Here is a 16,910-nt window from a genome sequence, read left to right on the forward strand (position 1 = left end):
CGACTTCGCTCGAAACGAACGGGGGATAGGAAGGATTTCACGCCGCCACGTCCTGCGCCACGGCTTTCCGGAACGCCTCGACCAGCGGCACGACTTCGGCGCGGGTCTTGAAGGCGGCGCGGTTGACGATGAGGCGGCTGGTGACTTCGCAAATCACGTCCACCTCGACCAGGCCGTTCTCCTTCAGCGTGCGGCCTGACGAAACGAGATCGACGATGCGCGGTGCGAGGCCGAGCAGCGGCGCGAGTTCCATCGCACCGTTCAGCTTGACGCATTCCGCCTGCACGCCGCGCGCGGTGAAGTGGGCGGCGGTGACGTGCGGGTATTTGGTCGCGATGCGCACATGGCTCCAGCCACGCGGATCGCCCTGCTCGGCGAGCGATGCCGGTTCGGCGACCGACAGGCGGCAATGGCCGATGCCCAGATCGACCGGTGCGTAGAGTTCCGAATAATCGAATTCCGCCAGCACGTCCGACCCGACGATGCCGAGCTGTGCCGCGCCGTGCGCGACGAAGGTGGCGACGTCGAACGCGCGGACGCGGATCAGGTCGATACCGGGGTTCGACGTGGTGAAGCGGAGCGCGCGGGAATCCTCGTCGCTGAACGCCGCTTCGGGCACGATTCCGGCGCGCGCGAGCAGCGGAACGGCCTCGGCGAGGATGCGGCCCTTGGGCACCGCGATGATGATGGGGTCTGGCATGCTGGCGGGGCTTTACTTGCGCTGGGGGGTGGGCGCAACTTGCGGTGCGGTTGGAAGCGCAAGGGAGCGATCGGATGGCGAGCGAGGAGAACAACCGGGACGCGTTTCTGATCCAGCGTTTCTATTGCGAGAAGATGGATGCGCCGATCTACGCCCGGATCTGCGTCGCGCTGGCGGAAGGTTTGACCCGCGACAGCCGGGTCGGCGCGCGGGTCCTGGACTGGCCGGGCGAGCCGACGCGCGATGCCGTGCCGTTGCGCCTGATAGGCGGGCTGCACGCGCTGGTGCTGGCGGGCGCGGACGAGGAACTGGCGGCGGTCTTTTCGGGTGCGGTCGCGGGGCCGGACGCGGTGAAGGCGACGTTGCAGCGGGTTCTGTCGCGGCATGACGAAGCGTTGCTGCCGTGGCTGGATGGACCGCCGCAGACCAACGAGCCGGGGCGATCGGCCGGGTTGATGGTCGGCCTGATCGAGATTGCGCGGCGGCATGGGCCGAAGCTGGAGATATTGGAGATCGGGTCGAGCGCGGGGCTGAACCTGCTGATCGACCGGTACCGGATCGATCTTGGCGGGACGGTGGTCGGGCCGCCCGATGCGCCGGTGACGATCCGGCCAGCGTGGAGCGGTCCGGCGCCGGTGCCCGTGCCGGTCGAGATCGTATCGACGCGCGGGTGCGACGTGCATCCGATGGACGCGACCGATCCGGCGGTCGAACGGCGGCTATCCGCCTATGTGTGGGCCGAGACGCCGGAGCGCGCGGTGCGGCTGCGGGCTGCGATCGGGATGATGCGGGACAAGGGCGTCCGGCTGAACGAGGGCGATGCGGCGGACTGGGTGGAGGCACGGCTGGCGGAGCCGCAGGCGGCGGGGGTGACGCGCGTGCTGATGCATTCAGTGGTGTGGCAGTATCTGCCCGAACCGGTGGCGGCGCGAGTCACGGCGGCGATGCATGCGGCGGGCGCGCGGGCGAGCGCGGAGCGGCCACTCGGCTGGGTGACGATGGAACCTGACCGCGCGCGCGGACACCAGATGATCCGGGCAAGAAGCTGGCCGGACCTGCCGGACTGGACGGATCTGGCGACGGCACATGCGCATGCGGCGTGGGTCGATGCGGGTGGGCCGTCGGTCGGGGGTGCGGTGGCGAATCTGCCGGAGGGAGCCCGGGTGGAGATTGCTTGAGCTATCGGGCTGCCGGCTTTTCTCCTCCTGCGTCCCTTTTCACAAATCCGGCAGGACCTGACGTGCGATGCCCCAGCCGGATAGGGAGGGGTCGGAGGCGCGTTCGAGCAAAGCCTGTTCGTCGCCGACGTGCCATTTGGCGGGGGTGTCGATGTCCGCGAGTTCGGTCCAGGTGACGGGGACCGCGACCGGTGCGCCGGAGCGGGCGCGGACGGTGTAGGGCATGACGGCGGTGGCGCCGCGTTGATTGCGGAGCCAGTCGATGAAGATCTTTCCCTTGCGCTTGGCCTTCGACATCGTGGCGGTGAAGCGGTGCGGTTCGGCCTGGGCGAGGGCTTGTGCGAAGCGGTCGGCGAAATCCTTGACCGCGGGCCATTCCGCCTCGGGCGTCAGCGGCACGACGACGTGGACGCCTTTCCCGCCCGACAGCAAAGCAAAGCTGACAAGTCCGATTTCGGCGAGATGCGACTTCAGGTCGGCGGCGGCGGTCTTGACCTCGGCGAATCCGAGGCCCTCGTCCGGGTCTAGATCGAAGACCAGACGGTCGGGTTTCTCGACATCGCCGTTCGACGCGCCCCAGCCGTGGAATTCGATCGTCCCCATCTGCACGCAGGCGACCAGGCCGTCCGCGGAATCGACGTAGAGATAGGGCTCGAGCGCGCCGTCCTTCTCCTTGATGTCGACATGATGGACCTGCCCGCCGAACGACCCGGCATCGTGTTTCTGGAAGAAGCAGTGCTTCCCGCGCCCCTGTGGGCAGCGGACGAGCGAGATCGGGCGATTGGCGGCAAACGGCAGGATGAGCGGTGCCATCGTTTCGTAGAAGGCGGCGAGATCGCCCTTCGTCATCGTGCTGTCGTCGAACAGCCGGCGTTCGGGATGAGTGATCGTGATGCTCGATTTCGGCGCGGCGGGCGCGGCGGCCGGTTTTTCCGCGACCACGTCCTTCGCCGCCTTGTCCTCGCGCAGGCCGAGAAAGCTGGAATGGCGCAGCACACCGTCGGGCGTGACCTCGGCAAAGGCGATTTCCGCGACCAGTTTCGGAGTCACCCAGTGCGCGCCGCGAACCGCCGCCTTGGGGGCGTCGACCGTCGGCGACTTGCGTGACAGGCGTTCCAGTTTCGCGCCGATGTCGAGCATCAGATCCTGCGAGAAACCGGTACCGACCTTTCCGGCGTAGCGGATCGTATCGCCGTCGTTGACGCCGAGCAGGAGCGAGCGGAAGCCGCGCGACTTTTCGCTGGGGAGCCAGCCGACGATCAGGAATTCCTGCCGGTGCAGGCATTTGATCTTCAGCCAGCCCTGCGTGCGCTTGCCGGCATAGGGGGCCTCGGCGCGTTTCGAGACGATCCCCTCATACCCTTCGCGGCACATCGTCTCGAACAGCTTTTCACCCGCGCCGACGATATGTTCGGCGAATTGCAGGCGGTCGTCCGCACCGTCGATCAGCGCGCGCAGCCGGTCCTTGCGCTGGACGTTTGGGAGTTGCTCCAGCCGTTCCCCGTCGAGTTCGAGCAGGTCGAAGGCGAACAGGGTCATCGCCTTGTTGTTCGATATTGCATCCTTCAGCGTCGAAAAATCGGGCTTGCCGTTCTTGAAGGCGACGATCTCTCCGTCGATCAGCGCGGAGGCGACGGGCAGTTTTGCGGCGGCTTCGGCGATGCCGGGAAATTTGTCGGTCCAGTCGAGCCCGGAGCGGGTGAACACCTTCGCCTGGCCGTTTGCGATCGCGATCTCGGCGCGATAGCCGTCATATTTCACCTCGTGGATCCAGCCCGATCCGGTGGGGACGCTGTCCACCAGCGTACACAATTGCGGCGCGCGAAATTCGGGCATAACCGATTTTGTCCCGGATCGGCGGGCGGCCTTGGGCTTAGTGGCTTCGGGCTTTGTGGTCTCAGGCTTTTCGGGAGCCTTCTTCGGTGCTGCTGCTTTTGGAGCGGACCGCAGCTTTTTCCATGACGCCAGTTCCTTGGCGGGCTTGTCACTGGCGATTTCCTGCATCGTCCGGCCGGTTTTCACGCTGGTGAGCGCACCCTCGACCAGATCGTCCGATCCGCCGACATATTCGTCCGCGACCTTGCGAAGCAGCCAGTTGACGTTGCGTTCCTTGCCGCGCGGTTTCAGGCGGATGAGCAGCCATTCGCCCTTCATCCGTTGCCCGTCGACGACGAAGTGCAGATGGCCTTTTTCGAGATCCTTCGCGGATTTGCCCGGGACCGGGGCCCATGTGCCGTCGTCCCACAGCATCACCGTGCCGCCGCCATATTCGCCGGCCGGGATCGTGCCCTCGAAATCGGAATAGCTGAGCGGGTGATCCTCGGTCTGCACCGACAGGCGCTTGTCGTCGGGGTTGAGGCTGGGGCCGCGCGTGACGGCCCAGCTTTTCATCACGCCGTCCACCTCCAGCCGCAGGTCCCAATGGAGCCGGGTGGCATCATGCTTCTGGACCATGAAGCGGTTGCCCTGGCCGGGTTCGAGCGCGCCGCGTGGTTCGGCGGTCTTTGCGAAATCGCGTTTGGCGTTGTATTTTTCTAGGGGGTCTGGGGTCATTGGCTGGTGTCGGGGATTGCTCCCCTCCCTGTAAGGGACGGGTTGGGGGTGGGTGGCGTCCGGGCGATATGGTCGGGCTGAGCTGTAGGTTGGTGTGTCGCCAAGCCTCGACCCACCCCGGCCCCTCCCTTTCAGGGAGGGGAGAAGAGGGGGGCTCAGGCACGTTTCTTGGCCGTGGGCTTCTTCGCTGGCGCCTTTGCCGCCGTTGTGCCGCCGGGCTTCTCGATCGACTTCTTCAAGGCGGCCATCAGGTCCACCACGTTCGACCCGGACTTTCCGCCGCCTTCGTCCTTGTCGTCGATGATCTTGCGGTTGGATTTCGACTTCTGCTTACGCGCGATCAGGTCGCGCAGGGCGTCGACATAGCGGTCGTGGAACTTGCCGGGATCGAAGTCGGCGGTCTTCTTGTCGATCAACGTCGTGGCGAGTTCGAGCAGGTCGGCGTCGGGCTTGTCGTCGGGAATGTCGCGGAAATAGCCCTGCGCCTTGTTCACCTCGTCGGCATAGCGCAACGTTTCCAGCACCATGCCGCGTCCGCAGGGTTTCAGGCTGACGACATATTCCCGGCCCCGCATCGCGAGTTGGCCGAGGCCGACCTTCTTCGCCTGACGCAATGCCTCGCGCAGGACGATGAACGCCTCCTCCGCGAGATCGTCGGCGGGGACGACGAAATAGGGGCGCTCGTAATAGAGGACGTCGATCTCGCTCGCATCGACGAACTGGGTGAGTTCCAGCGTCTTCTTGGACTCGAGTTTGACCGCGTCGATCTCGTCCTGGTCGAGCAGGACGTAATCGCCCTTGTCGACCTCATAGCCCTTGACGATCTCGTCCGTGTCGATCGCGCCGAGGCCGGGGACGACCTTCTCGTATTTCACGCGCTTGCCGGAGGGTTCGTGGATCTGGTGGAACGCGATCTGCGCGCCGGATTTGGTTGCGGCGTATATCTCTACGGGGATCGAGACGAGCGCGAGCCTGATCTGCCCCTGCCAATAGGCGCGTGCCGCCATGTCGTTGATCTCCTTATCGTTCCGGACCCGATTCAACACAGGCCGCGTGGCATCGTTCCGCCCGGTCGGCGATTGTCGGGGCCAAGCACCTGTAATCGTGGGGCGGGAGCGGCTAAGGGGGCCAAGATGCTACGCCTGACCGAACTGACCCTGCCGCTCCATCATCCGGACGAGGCCCTGCCGGCCGCGATCTGCAAGCGGCTGCGCATCACTCCGCGCGAACTGGTCCGCCACGTCGTCGCGCGGCGGGCGCACGATGCGCGCGACAAGAGCGATATCCAGCTGGTCTATTCGGTCGACGTCAACGTGAAGAACGAGGCGGCGGTGCTGGCGCGGTTCCGCAAGGACCGGAATGTCGGGCCGACACCGAACACCAGCTATCGCCCCGTGGCGACGGCGCCGGCGACGGGGTTCAAGCGGCCGGTGGTGGTGGGGGCGGGACCGTGCGGGCTGTTCGCCGGGCTGATCCTGGCGCAGATGAGATACCGGCCGATCATCCTGGATCGCGGCAAGGTGGTGCGCGAACGGACGAAGGATACGTGGGGGCTGTGGCGGCGCGGTGTGCTGGACCCGGAATCGAACGTGCAGTTCGGCGAGGGCGGGGCGGGGACCTTCTCCGACGGCAAGCTGTACAGCCGGATCAAGGATGCGCGGCATCTGGACCGCAAGGTGCTGACCGAATTCGTCAAGGCGGGCGCGCCACCCGAAATCCTGACCGAGGCGCATCCGCATATCGGTACGTTCCGGCTCGTCACGATGGTGGAGAGCATGCGCGCGTCGATCGAGGCGCTGGGCGGGGAATATCGCTGGCAGCACCGCGTGGACGGGCTGGACATCGGGGCGGATGCGGCGGGCGAGCGGCAGGTGCGCGGGGTGCATCTGCACGGCGGCGGCTATATCGAGACGGACAATGTCGTGCTGGCGGTGGGGCACAGCGCGCGCGACACGTTCGCGATGCTGCATGCGGCGGGCGTGTTCGTGGAGGCCAAGCCGTTCTCGATCGGGGTGCGGATCGAACATCCGCAATCGTGGATCGACCGGTCGCGCTTCGGTAGCAATGCCGGGCATCCGGTGCTGGGCGCGGCGGAATATCACATCTCGCACCACTGTTCGAACGGGCGGACCGTCTACAGTTTCTGCATGTGCCCCGGCGGCACGGTGGTGGCGGCGACGTCGGAGGAAGGGCGGGTCGCGACCAACGGGATGAGCCAGTATTCGCGCAACGAACGCAATGCGAATTCGGGCTTCGTCGTCGCGATCGATCCCGCGCGCGACTATCCGGGCGATCCGCTGGCCGGGATCGCGCTGCAACGGCATTGGGAAGAGCGCGCATTCGTCGCCGGCGGATCGAGCTACAAGGCGCCGGCGCAGCGGCTGGGCGATTTCCTGGCGGGCAAGGCGTCGGTGTCGCTGGGCAGCGTCGTGCCGTCCTATAAGCCCGGCGTGACGCCGACCGATCTGGCAGAGTGCCTGCCCGATTTCGCCGTGACCGCGATGCGCGAGGCGATCCCGGTGTTCGGGCGGCAGATCCCCGGTTACGATCATCCCGACGTGGTGATGACGGGGGTGGAGACGCGGACGTCGTCGCCGGTGCGCTTCACGCGCGGCGATGACCTGCACAGCCTGAACACGCGCGGGCTGTTCCCGGCGGGCGAGGGGGGCGGGCTATGCCGGCGGCATCCTGTCGGCGGCGGTGGACGGCATCAAGGTTGCCGAGGCGGTCGCGGCGAGCATCGGGGTCCGGTGACGCTGATCCTGTTCAACAAGCCGTTCGACGTGCTGTGCCAGTTCACCGATGCGGGCACCGATACGCCGCGCCGTACCTTGTCTGATTTCATCGACCTGCCCGGCGTGTATCCCGCGGGGCGGCTGGACCGGGACAGCGAGGGATTGCTGCTGCTGACCGACGACGGACGGTTGCAGGCGCGGATATCCGATCCGAAGTTCAAGACCGCGAAGACCTACCTGGTTCAGGTTGAGGGCACGCCCGGAGATGAGGATCTGGAGCCGCTCCGCCGCGGGGTGATGCTGAAGGATGGAATGACCCGCCCGGCGAACGTCGCGCGGATAGCGGAGCCGGCAAATCTGTGGCCGCGCGACCCACCGGTGCGGTTCCGCAAGACGGTGCCGGACAGCTGGATCAGCGTGACGATCCGCGAAGGCCGCAACCGGCAGGTGCGACGGATGACCGCCGCGATCGGTTTCCCGACGCTTCGCTTGATCCGCCAGAGCATCGGGGACTGGTCGGTGGACGGTATCCTGCCGGGTGAATGGCGCCGCGCCTGAGTCGGGGTGCGACCTGCGCTCACCGCTCCTTTCGTGCTTTAGCGGTACGGCCTCTGCCAAAATATGTGTGGGGACGATGGGCGTTTCGAACCCGGCAGACGGCTTGCCGTTGAACAGTCGTCTTTCCAGTGGTCTGAAATCCAAGATGATTTGGCGCCATCCGAAGGGCGAGGGCGGAGGTCTTGTGGACCCTGCGCCAATACTTGAGATTGCCGCGTTTACCTTGGCCGAGAGTGATTTCTCCTCGTCGGTAGTGCCGATTGTTAAGACAATCGCGCTATCCGACTGCCCGGAAGGACGGTGATCAATGATTTTCAGACGCAGGCATAAGAACGGCGCGGATGGCTTGCCCGATGCCGCGATGGAAGACCTTTACGACGTCATGGCCTTCCTGTCCGAACAAGATTTGCCCGCGACACCGATAAACTTCGAGCTCGCCTTCCTGCGCAAGAACGATCCCCGGAGCCTGGCCGCACGTGCGATCGACGCGATCCTGATCGGCGGCGACCGCATCACCCAGGCGCAGGCGAACCAGATCGTTTCAGCTTATCGCCAATTGGGCGGCGGCACGGATCGCGAGAAATCGGAAAAGGAAGCGGCTGGCCATACGCGCCTGCGGCACCAGACGTTGCACCTTGCGGATCTTACCGGCGAGGCAATGTCCGCCACGGGACAGTTTGGGCGCGATCTTAGCGAACATCTGGACGAAATGGATGGCGGGCAGTCCGCGCAGGCCGTCGCGGACAGCATCTCCGCGATGATCGACCTGACGGGTGATACGGAGCGCCGGTTGAGTGCGGCGATCGAACAGATCGAATCGCTCAATACCGAACTGGCCGCCGCCAAAAACGATGCCGCCCGCGACGCCCTGACCGGTCTGGTCAACAGGCGCGGGCTGCAGGTGCATTTGGACGCGCTGGAGCCGCATGGCTGCACGGCGCTCGCGATCTGCGATATCGACCGGTTCAAGAATATCAACGATCGGCACGGCCACCAGGTCGGCGATCGGGTCATCCAGGCTGTGGCGGAGTCGATCGCGACGAGTTGCGAACCCCACATCGTCGCACGATGGGGTGGCGAGGAATTCGTCGTACTGATGGACGGCGTCGCGCTGGAAGACGCCGCCAGCCTGATCGAGGCCGCCAACCGCAACCTTCAGGGCCGGTCGTTCCGCGTACGGGATACTGGAGAGGCGCTGTCCCCGGTCACCTTCTCCGCCGGCGTCGTGATGATCGACGACGGCAAGGCCGAGGATGCGATCACCGCCGCCGATGCTTTGCTGTATCAGGCGAAGGTCGAAGGACGCGACCGCGTGCTGACGGTTCACCCGGCCGCGCTGGCCGCCTGATCGGGGCTGGGCGACTTCTTCGAGAATTATTCGGTCTGCACTTCGTCAATTCCGCGCAGGCGGGAATCCATACTGGCTGACGTTCATGAGTCAGTTCGAACCGTCGTGATTATAGATTCCCGCCTGCGCGGGAATGACGGGTTGAGGTTATGTTGGGACCAGACACGTTATTGCGGGGGTATGAACGGTTAGAGCGACACCCCGGCGTGCGACCGTTCGCCGGAGTGCCTGATCGCATCACCAAACCCGGCGAACGCTGCGCTGTCGCGCAAACGCCCCGTGCCGTCCGCATCCAGCGTGAAGCCGATCGACCGCGTGACCGAGAACCCCGTCAGTGCCGCCATCGCGATACCGTCGCCCGCGAAACAGCGCGGCATGACCGTGATGCCGAGACCGCTTCGGACATAGGCCAGCGCGCGTTCGTCGTTGGTGGTGCGTGCGGCCATGAAGGGGCGGACGCCGCGTGCGGTGAAGAAGCGGCTGATATCGGGCAATGCCTCGCAGTGCCGCCGCACGATCATCGTGTCGCCTGCGACCTCGTCCGCGCCTATCTCCGCGCGACCCGCGAGCGGATGATCGGCGGGCAGGGCAAGCGCATAGGCTTCGGTGAACAGCGCTTCGCCGCCGGAAGCAACGGGCCCGAGAATGGCGTCGATCCGCCCGCGATCGAGCATCGGGGACAGGTCGCGCATCCGTCCTTCGACCAGTTCGATCCGTTCGCCCGTGCCGCGCGTGGCGGCGATGGCCTGTTCGATCCAGGCGGCGGGCAGGGTGGGCACGATTCCGATCCGCACCAGCCGGCGCGGCGCATCTTCCAGCACCGCGCGCTCCGCCTCCGCGAACTCCGCCTCGATCCGGCGGGCATGTGCGGCGAAGCGCGTTCCCGCCGCAGTCAATTCGACGCGGCGGTTGCTGCGCAGGAACAGGGGGCGTTCCAGCAACGTCTCCAGCTTGGCGATGCCGACCGAGAGCGTAGGCTGTGTGACGCGGCAATGCTGGGCCGCGCGGGAGAAGTTGCCATGATCGACCACGGCGAGGAAATAGCGCAACAAATAGCGGTCGATCATAGATGCCATCTATAGCATGCATGTGCGCAGTTCAATTTTTACGCTTTGCCTTCGGCGTGCTAGACGTACCGCCAAGATAGAAACGGAGAGAGCATGACGCCCGATTTCGATTTCGCGCTCGGTGAGGCCGCGGACATGATCCGCGACACGACGCAGCGCTTCGCCACCGACAAGATCATGCCGCTCGCCGCGAAGATCGATGCGGAAGACTGGTTCCCGCGCGACCTGTGGCCGGCGATGGGCGAACTCGGCCTGCACGGCATCACGGTCGAGGAAGAATATGGCGGGCTGGGCCTCGGCTATCTCGAACATGTCATCGCTTGCGAGGAAGTGAGCCGCGCGTCGGCGTCGATCGGGCTGAGCTATGGCGCGCATTCCAATCTGTGCGTCAACCAGATCCGCCGCTGGGCCAATCCGGAGCAGAAGGCCAAGTATCTGCCGAAGCTGGTGTCGGGCGAGCATGTCGGCAGCCTGGCCATGTCCGAGGCGGGGGCCGGGTCCGACGTCGTGTCGATGAAGCTGCGCGCGGACAAGACGGACAGCGGCTATGTCCTGAACGGTACGAAGTTCTGGATCACCAATGCGGCCTATGCCGACACTTTAGTGGTCTATGCGAAGACCGGCGATGGCAGCCGCGGAATTACGACGTTCCTGATCGAAAAGGATATGCCGGGTTTCTCGATCGGCCAGAAGATCGACAAGATGGGCATGCGCGGATCGCCGACCGCTGAACTGGTCTTCACCGATTGCGAAGTGCCGGAAGAGAATATCATGGGGCCGCTGAACGGCGGCGTCGGCGTGCTGATGTCGGGGCTGGATTACGAACGCACGGTGCTGGCCGGGATCCAATTGGGGATCATGCAGGCGTGTATCGACGTGGTCGTGCCGTATGTGCGCGAACGCAAGCAGTTCGGCCAGCCGATCGGCATGTTCCAGCTGATGCAGGCGAAGATCGCCGACATGTATGTCGCGTTGAATTCGGCACGCGCCTATGTCTATGCCGTCGCGCGGTCGTGCGATGCGGGCAAGACGACGCGGTTCGACGCGGCGGGCGCGATCCTGCTGGCGAGCGAGAATGCGGTGCGTGTCGCGAACGAGGCGATCCAGGCGCTTGGCGGTGCGGGCTATACCAAGGACTGGCCGGTCGAGCGGTATCTGCGCGACGCCAAGCTGCTGGATATCGGCGCGGGGACGAACGAGATCCGGCGCATGCTGATCGGTCGCGAGCTGATCGGCGCGAGCGAGCGGGTGGTGCAGTGAGCGCACCCGTTCTAGATACGAAGCTGTCGCCCGACAGCGAGACGTTCCGGGCCAATGCCGCGCATAACCGCGCGCTGGCGGAGACGTTGCGGGCGGATGTGGCGCGCACGTCGCTCGGGGGTAACGAAAAGTCGCGCGAACGGCATAGCGCGCGGGGCAAGCTGCTGCCGCGCGACCGGGTCGAGCGGTTGCTCGATCCTGGTTCGCCGTTCCTGGAGATCGGTCAGCTTGCCGCCAATGGACTGTACGACGACGAGGTGCCGGGCGCGGGCGTGATCGCCGGCATTGGTCGGGTGTCCGGGCGCCAGTGTATGATCCTGTGCAACGACGCGACCGTGAAGGGGGGGGACCTACTACCCGCTGACGGTCAAGAAGCACCTGCGCGCGCAGGAGATTGCCGAGGCGAACATGCTGCCGTGCATCTATCTGGTCGATAGCGGTGGCGCGAACCTGCCGCATCAGGCGGAAGTGTTTCCCGATCGCGATCATTTCGGCCGCATTTTCTATAACCAGGCGAACATGAGCGCGAAGGGCATCCCGCAGATCGCCTGCGTGATGGGAAGCTGCACCGCGGGTGGCGCGTATGTTCCCGCCATGTCGGACGAGACGATCATCGTGCGCGGGCAGGGGACGATCTTCCTCGCCGGGCCGCCGCTGGTGAAGGCGGCGACGGGCGAAGTGATCAGTGCGGAGGAACTGGGTGGCGCGGAAACTCATGGCCGCCGGTCGGGGGTGGTCGATCATGTCGCGGAGAATGACGAGCATGCGCTGACGATCGTCCGCGATATCGTCTCGACGTTGCAGCCGCAGGCCGGCACGCCCGTCAACCTGAAGGAGCCACGCGCGCCGAAATTCGATGCCGACGACCTGTACGGTGTCGTGCCGAGCGACGTGCGTGCGCCGTACGACGTGCACGAGATCATCGCGCGGCTGGTGGACGGCAGCGAATTTCACGAATTCAAGGCGTTGTACGGCACGTCCCTGGTGTGCGGCTTCGCGCATATCTGGGGCATTCCGGTCGCGATCCTGGCTAATAACGGCGTGTTGTTCAGCGAGAGCGCGCAGAAGGGCGCACACTTTATCGAACTGGCATGCCAGCGGCGTATCCCGTTGCTGTTCCTGCAGAACATTTCCGGGTTCATGGTCGGTGGCCGATATGAGGCGGAGGGGATCGCCAAGCATGGCGCGAAACTGGTCACCGCCGTCGCCACCGCGACCGTGCCCAAGATCACCGTGCTGATCGGCGGCAGCTTCGGCGCGGGGAATTACGGCATGTGCGGCCGCGCCTATTCACCGCGATTCCTGTTCAGCTGGCCCAACAGCCGGATCAGCGTGATGGGCGGCGAGCAGGCGGCATCGGTGCTGGCGACGGTCCACCGCGATGCGGACAACTGGACCGAGGAGCAGGCTGAGGCCTTCAAGGCGCCCGTCCGGCAGAAATACGAGGATGAGGGCAATCCGTGGTACGCGACCGCGCGGCTGTGGGACGACGGCATCATCGATCCGGCGCAAACCCGTGACGTGCTCGGCCTGGCCTTCGCCGCAACGCTGAACGCGCCGATCCCGGAGCGGCCTGCGTTCGGCGTGTTCCGGATGTGACGGGCGTGATGACCTTCGGAAACGCGTCGCACGACGGAAAGTGGGTGCCATGATCGAATCGCTGCTCATCGCCAATCGTGGCGAGATCGCCTGTCGCATCATCCGCACCGCGCGGGCGATGGGGGTGCGGACGGTGGCGGTCTATTCCGACGCCGACGCCAAGGCGCTGCACGTGCGGCAGGCGGACGAGGCGGTGCATATCGGCCCGTCGCCGGCGCGCGAAAGCTATCTGGTGGGCGAGAAGATCATTGCCGCCGCGCTGGCGACGGGGGCGGAAGCGATCCATCCCGGTTATGGCTTCCTGTCGGAGAATGCCGATTTCGCGCAGAGCGTGATCGATGCCGGTCTGATCTGGGTCGGGCCGAATCCGGACAGCATCCGCGCGATGGGGCTGAAGGATGCGGCGAAGGAGCGGATGATCGCGGCGGGGGTGCCGGTGACGCCGGGCTATCTGGGCGCCGATCAATCGCCCGACCGGCTCGCGGCGGAGGCGACGGTGGTCGGCTATCCGGTGTTGATCAAGGCGGTCGCGGGCGGCGGCGGGAAGGGCATGCGGCGCGTGGACGACGCGGCCGATTTCGCCGACGCGTTGCAATCATGCCAGCGCGAGGCGGTGTCCAGTTTCGGCAATACCGACGTGCTGATCGAGAAGTACATCCTCTCGCCGCGCCATATCGAGGTGCAGGTGTTCGGGGACAAACACGGCAACGTCGTCCATTTGTTCGAACGCGACTGCTCGCTCCAGCGCCGCCACCAGAAAGTGATCGAGGAAGCCCCCGCGCCGGGCATGGACGACGCAACGCGGGCCAGCATCTGCGACGCGGCGGTCAAGGCGGCGAAGGCGGTCGACTATGTCGGCGCGGGCACGATCGAGTTCATCGCGGATGCGAGCGAAGGCCTGCGCGCCGACCGCATCTGGTTCATGGAAATGAACACGCGGTTGCAGGTCGAACATCCCGTGACGGAGGAGATTACGGGGCAGGATCTGGTCGAGTGGCAATTGCGCGTCGCGAGCGGCGAGCCGTTGCCGAAGCGGCAGGACGAGCTGTCAATCGACGGCTGGGCGATGGAAGCGCGGCTGTATGCAGAAAACCCGGCGACCGGTTTTCTGCCCTCCACCGGTCCACTGGACCATCTCGCGCTACCGGATCACCAGCGTATTGAAACCGGAGTTGCCGAGCGAGATGTTATCTCGCCGTTTTACGATCCCATGATCGCCAAGATTGTCAGCCATGGCGATACCCGAATTGCTGCGATCGAAGACCTGTCGATCGCGTGCAAGCAGGTTGAGTGCGAGCCGGTAAAAACCAATGCTTGGTTCCTGGCCCGCCTGCTGGATCGATCGGAATTTAAAGCGGGAATAGTCACGACCGGGTTCATCGGCGAACATATTGACGATCTCTGTTCCCAGCCGCGCCCTTCCAACGCGCTGCTGCAATATGCAGCAGACGATATCGCCTTCGTTGATGATAATATGTCGGCCCCGTGGGGAAGCCCGATCTTCGAATTGACCAAAGCCCGGTTTGGCTTCCGTTTGAACGCTTCCCCCAGACGCGACGTATCGCTGTTGGTGGATTTCGTGCCCGAGAGCGTCGAGGTTGGTGATCACGCGATATGGAATGATAGAGCGAGAACATCGATACGCGATGGTGCCGCGACGACCTATTTCGAGGATGGCGCTGCCTTCGTCATCGCGTTCCGCCGCGCTTCAGGCGCCGCCGCCGGGATCGCCGCCGACGGTTCGATCCTGTCGCCGATGCCGGGACGGATCATCGCCGTAGAGGTGGCCGAGGGGGATGCCGTCGCCAAGGGGCAGAAGCTGGTCACGCTGGAGGCGATGAAGATGGAGCATAGCCTGGTCGCACCGTTCGACGGGACGGTCGAGGCGCTGAATGCCGTTGTCGGGGGGCAAGTTAGCGAGGGTGCCACGCTGGTGAAGATCGGGAAGTTGGAATGATCCGGACCGTTCGCTTCGAGCGCAGTCGAGAAGCCTGCGCGCATCATCGGTTTCTCGACTTCGCTCGAAACGAACGGAAGTAAATATGGCTGGGCGCTATTACGACGAATGGCAGATCGGCGACCGCATGTCGCACGACATCCGCCGGACCGTGACGGAGACAGACAACCTCCTATTCTCCACGATGACGCACAATCCGCAGCCGCTGCATCTCGACGTGGAGGCGGCGAAAGCGAGCGAGTTCGGGCAGATCCTCGTCAACGGCACCTTCACCTTCGCGCTGATGGTCGGGCTGTCGGTCGGCGACACGACATTGGGTACGCTCGTCGCCAATCTGGGCTATGACAAGCTGGTCCATCCCAGCCCCGTGTTCATCGGCGACACGATGCGCGCGGAAACCGAGGTGGTCGCGTTGAAGGACAGCAAGTCGCGGCCCAACGCAGGCATCGTCACGTTCGAACACCGGCTGATCAACCAGCGCGACCAGATCGTGTGCCAATGCCTACGCAGCGCGTTGCTGCTTCGGCGGCCTATTCCATAACCGCCAGTACGCGTTCCACCGTCGTCGTTGCGAACGCGGCGAAATTGTCCGCGACGCCGTAGGGGGATCAACAAATCGCGGCCATGCGCGATCGCGCCGCAGCTGTAGACGACGTTCGGGACATAGCCGTCGCGGTCGTTCGGGCTGGGCATCAGGATCGGTTCGGGCGTGCGCGCGAGCAGTTTGGACGGGTCGTCCTTGTCGAGCAGGCAGGCGCCCATGCAGTAATTGCGCACCGTGCCGACACCGTGCGTCAGGACCAGCCAGCCTTCGTCCACCTCGATCGGCGATCCGCAATTACCCATCTGGATGAATTCCCACGGATATTTCGGCGAGACCAGCCGGTGCCCGCCATTCCAGACGAGGATGTCGTCGGACCGGTGCAGCCAGATGCTCTCGCTGTCCTGACGGCCGAGCATGACATATTGCCCGTTGATGCGGCGCGGGAACAGCGCCATGCCCTTGGCCCCGGCCGCGTCGCCGGTCAGCGCGCGCATCTCGACATTCTTGAAGTCGATGCCGGTCAGCAGTTCGGGCCGCGCGGACGCGCCGCTGAACGCGGTATAGGTGCCGTGATAGCTGACGCTGCCGTCGTCGTCGGTAAAGCGCACGAGCCGGAGATCCTCGATTCCCTGACGCTGACTGGGCAGAACGGGGAACAGCACCGTCTCCGAAATCTCCCGGCTGCCGCCGCAATGCAGTTGTACCGTCGTATGCGTGTTGTCGTCGGTATTGCCCTCCACGATCGGCGGAACCGCGGTCGGGCTGGGCGTATCGACGGTGATCGCGCCGCCGGGCACCCAGGTGCCTGTGCGGAAGGTGACGGAGGAGACGTGCCCCTCGCCGATGCCGCGCAGCGACATGATGAAGTTCAATCCGCCTTCGGGCGCGTCGCTCTGGTCGTCGGCGATCACTGCGCTGGGATTGAACAAGGCGGCGGCTTCGAACGAATATTCCTCGCTGAAATAGGCGCCGATCAGGCGTTTCTGCGGTTCGCTCGCGTCGATCGGCTTTGGAAGCTGTGCGGCGATCTCGGCATAGCGGCGACACAGCATCGCATCCACGTCGCGGTGTCGTTCGTCGAGCGAGTGCGTCAACAGGTCGAGTTCGCTCTCCATCTCCATTTCGTCCAGCGTCAGGATGCGATCCACGATCGCCTGGGTACGGGTATGTCCTTGTTCGCGAAAGCCTTCAGGATATTCGAGCGAGAATGGACGGACGACGGTGCGGGAGGGATCGGGGCGGAGAATCAGATCGTGATGGTCGAGAACGGGCTGGCCATCGGGCATCGTCTGGAACTCCATTTATGTTAAGTCTGGCCGCTGAACGCGCGTCTCGCGGGAATGGTCCGGGATGCGCGACTTTCGCCGCCGATCCGGTCCCATGATGAATTTCCGGTGTTGGGACGCCTGCC

At 65.0% G+C, this 16,910-nt stretch carries 10 protein-coding genes and 3 pseudogenes; 8 read left to right on the forward strand and 5 right to left on the reverse strand.

The window, feature by feature from the left end:
• Positions 1–37: 37 nt before the first annotated feature.
• Positions 38–700, reverse strand: coding sequence for an ATP phosphoribosyltransferase (gene hisG, locus H5J25_RS03140; RefSeq protein ID WP_202094679.1), 663 nt, complete (start codon positions 698–700; stop codon positions 38–40).
• 74 nt (positions 701–774) lie between these two features.
• Here hisG and H5J25_RS03145 point away from each other — a divergent pair, with 74 nt between their 5' ends.
• A complete protein-coding gene (locus H5J25_RS03145) occupies positions 775–1,878 on the forward strand; it encodes a DUF2332 domain-containing protein (RefSeq protein WP_202094680.1) in 1,104 nt (367 codons plus the stop codon).
• Between the two features lie 39 nt (positions 1,879–1,917).
• Here H5J25_RS03145 and ligD read toward each other — a convergent pair whose 3' ends face one another.
• On the reverse strand, positions 1,918–4,431 hold the full coding sequence (gene ligD / locus H5J25_RS03150; RefSeq protein ID WP_202094681.1) for a DNA ligase D: 2,514 nt from the start codon (positions 4,429–4,431) through the stop codon (positions 1,918–1,920).
• Between the two features lie 155 nt (positions 4,432–4,586).
• Positions 4,587–5,438 carry a non-homologous end joining protein Ku gene (gene ku, locus H5J25_RS03155; protein WP_202094687.1) on the reverse strand — a complete coding sequence of 284 codons (852 nt, stop codon included), beginning with the start codon at positions 5,436–5,438 and terminating at the stop codon, positions 4,587–4,589.
• A 126-nt stretch (positions 5,439–5,564) separates the two neighbouring features.
• Between ku and H5J25_RS03160 the strand changes: the two are divergent.
• The 3 genes and pseudogenes from H5J25_RS03160 (at position 5,565) to H5J25_RS03170 (ending at position 9,072) form a co-directional block, all read left to right on the forward strand.
• Positions 5,565–7,185, forward strand: a pseudogene (locus H5J25_RS03160) (NAD(P)/FAD-dependent oxidoreductase).
• The gene (locus H5J25_RS03165; protein ID WP_202094689.1) at positions 7,182–7,724 is read left to right on the forward strand and encodes a pseudouridine synthase; all 543 of its coding nucleotides are present in this window, start codon (positions 7,182–7,184) and stop codon (positions 7,722–7,724) included. The pseudogene H5J25_RS03160 and the gene H5J25_RS03165 overlap by 4 nt, the downstream one beginning before the upstream one ends.
• A 307-nt stretch (positions 7,725–8,031) precedes the next feature.
• Entirely contained in the window at positions 8,032–9,072 is a 1,041-nt protein-coding gene (locus H5J25_RS03170) for a GGDEF domain-containing protein (protein WP_202094691.1), read from the forward strand.
• A gap of 188 nt (positions 9,073–9,260) precedes the next feature.
• Here H5J25_RS03170 and H5J25_RS03175 read toward each other — a convergent pair whose 3' ends face one another.
• The gene (locus tag H5J25_RS03175) at positions 9,261–10,139 is read right to left on the reverse strand and encodes a LysR family transcriptional regulator (protein ID WP_202094693.1); all 879 of its coding nucleotides are present in this window, start codon (positions 10,137–10,139) and stop codon (positions 9,261–9,263) included.
• A gap of 93 nt (positions 10,140–10,232) precedes the next feature.
• Between H5J25_RS03175 and H5J25_RS03180 the strand changes: the two genes are divergently transcribed.
• From H5J25_RS03180 to H5J25_RS03195, 4 genes and pseudogenes are all read left to right on the forward strand, one after another.
• On the forward strand, positions 10,233–11,399 hold the full coding sequence (locus H5J25_RS03180; RefSeq protein ID WP_202094696.1) for an isovaleryl-CoA dehydrogenase: 1,167 nt from the start codon (positions 10,233–10,235) through the stop codon (positions 11,397–11,399).
• Positions 11,396–12,998: pseudogene (locus tag H5J25_RS03185) on the forward strand (carboxyl transferase domain-containing protein). Before H5J25_RS03180 ends, H5J25_RS03185 begins: the two are co-directional and overlap by 4 nt.
• A gap of 49 nt (positions 12,999–13,047) precedes the next feature.
• A complete protein-coding gene (locus H5J25_RS03190) occupies positions 13,048–14,955 on the forward strand; it encodes an acetyl/propionyl/methylcrotonyl-CoA carboxylase subunit alpha (protein ID WP_202094704.1) in 1,908 nt (635 codons plus the stop codon).
• Positions 14,956–15,040: 85 nt separating this feature from the next.
• On the forward strand, positions 15,041–15,496 hold the full coding sequence (locus tag H5J25_RS03195) for a MaoC family dehydratase (RefSeq protein ID WP_202094706.1): 456 nt from the start codon (positions 15,041–15,043) through the stop codon (positions 15,494–15,496).
• Here H5J25_RS03195 and H5J25_RS03200 read toward each other — a convergent pair.
• A pseudogene (locus tag H5J25_RS03200) lies at positions 15,486–16,785 on the reverse strand (glycoside hydrolase family 130 protein). The gene H5J25_RS03195 and the pseudogene H5J25_RS03200 overlap by 11 nt on opposite strands.
• Positions 16,786–16,910 lie beyond the last annotated feature (125 nt).

The sequence above is a fragment of the Sphingomonas aliaeris genome (assembly GCF_016743815.1).
Taxonomy (GTDB): domain Bacteria; phylum Pseudomonadota; class Alphaproteobacteria; order Sphingomonadales; family Sphingomonadaceae; genus Sphingomonas; species Sphingomonas aliaeris.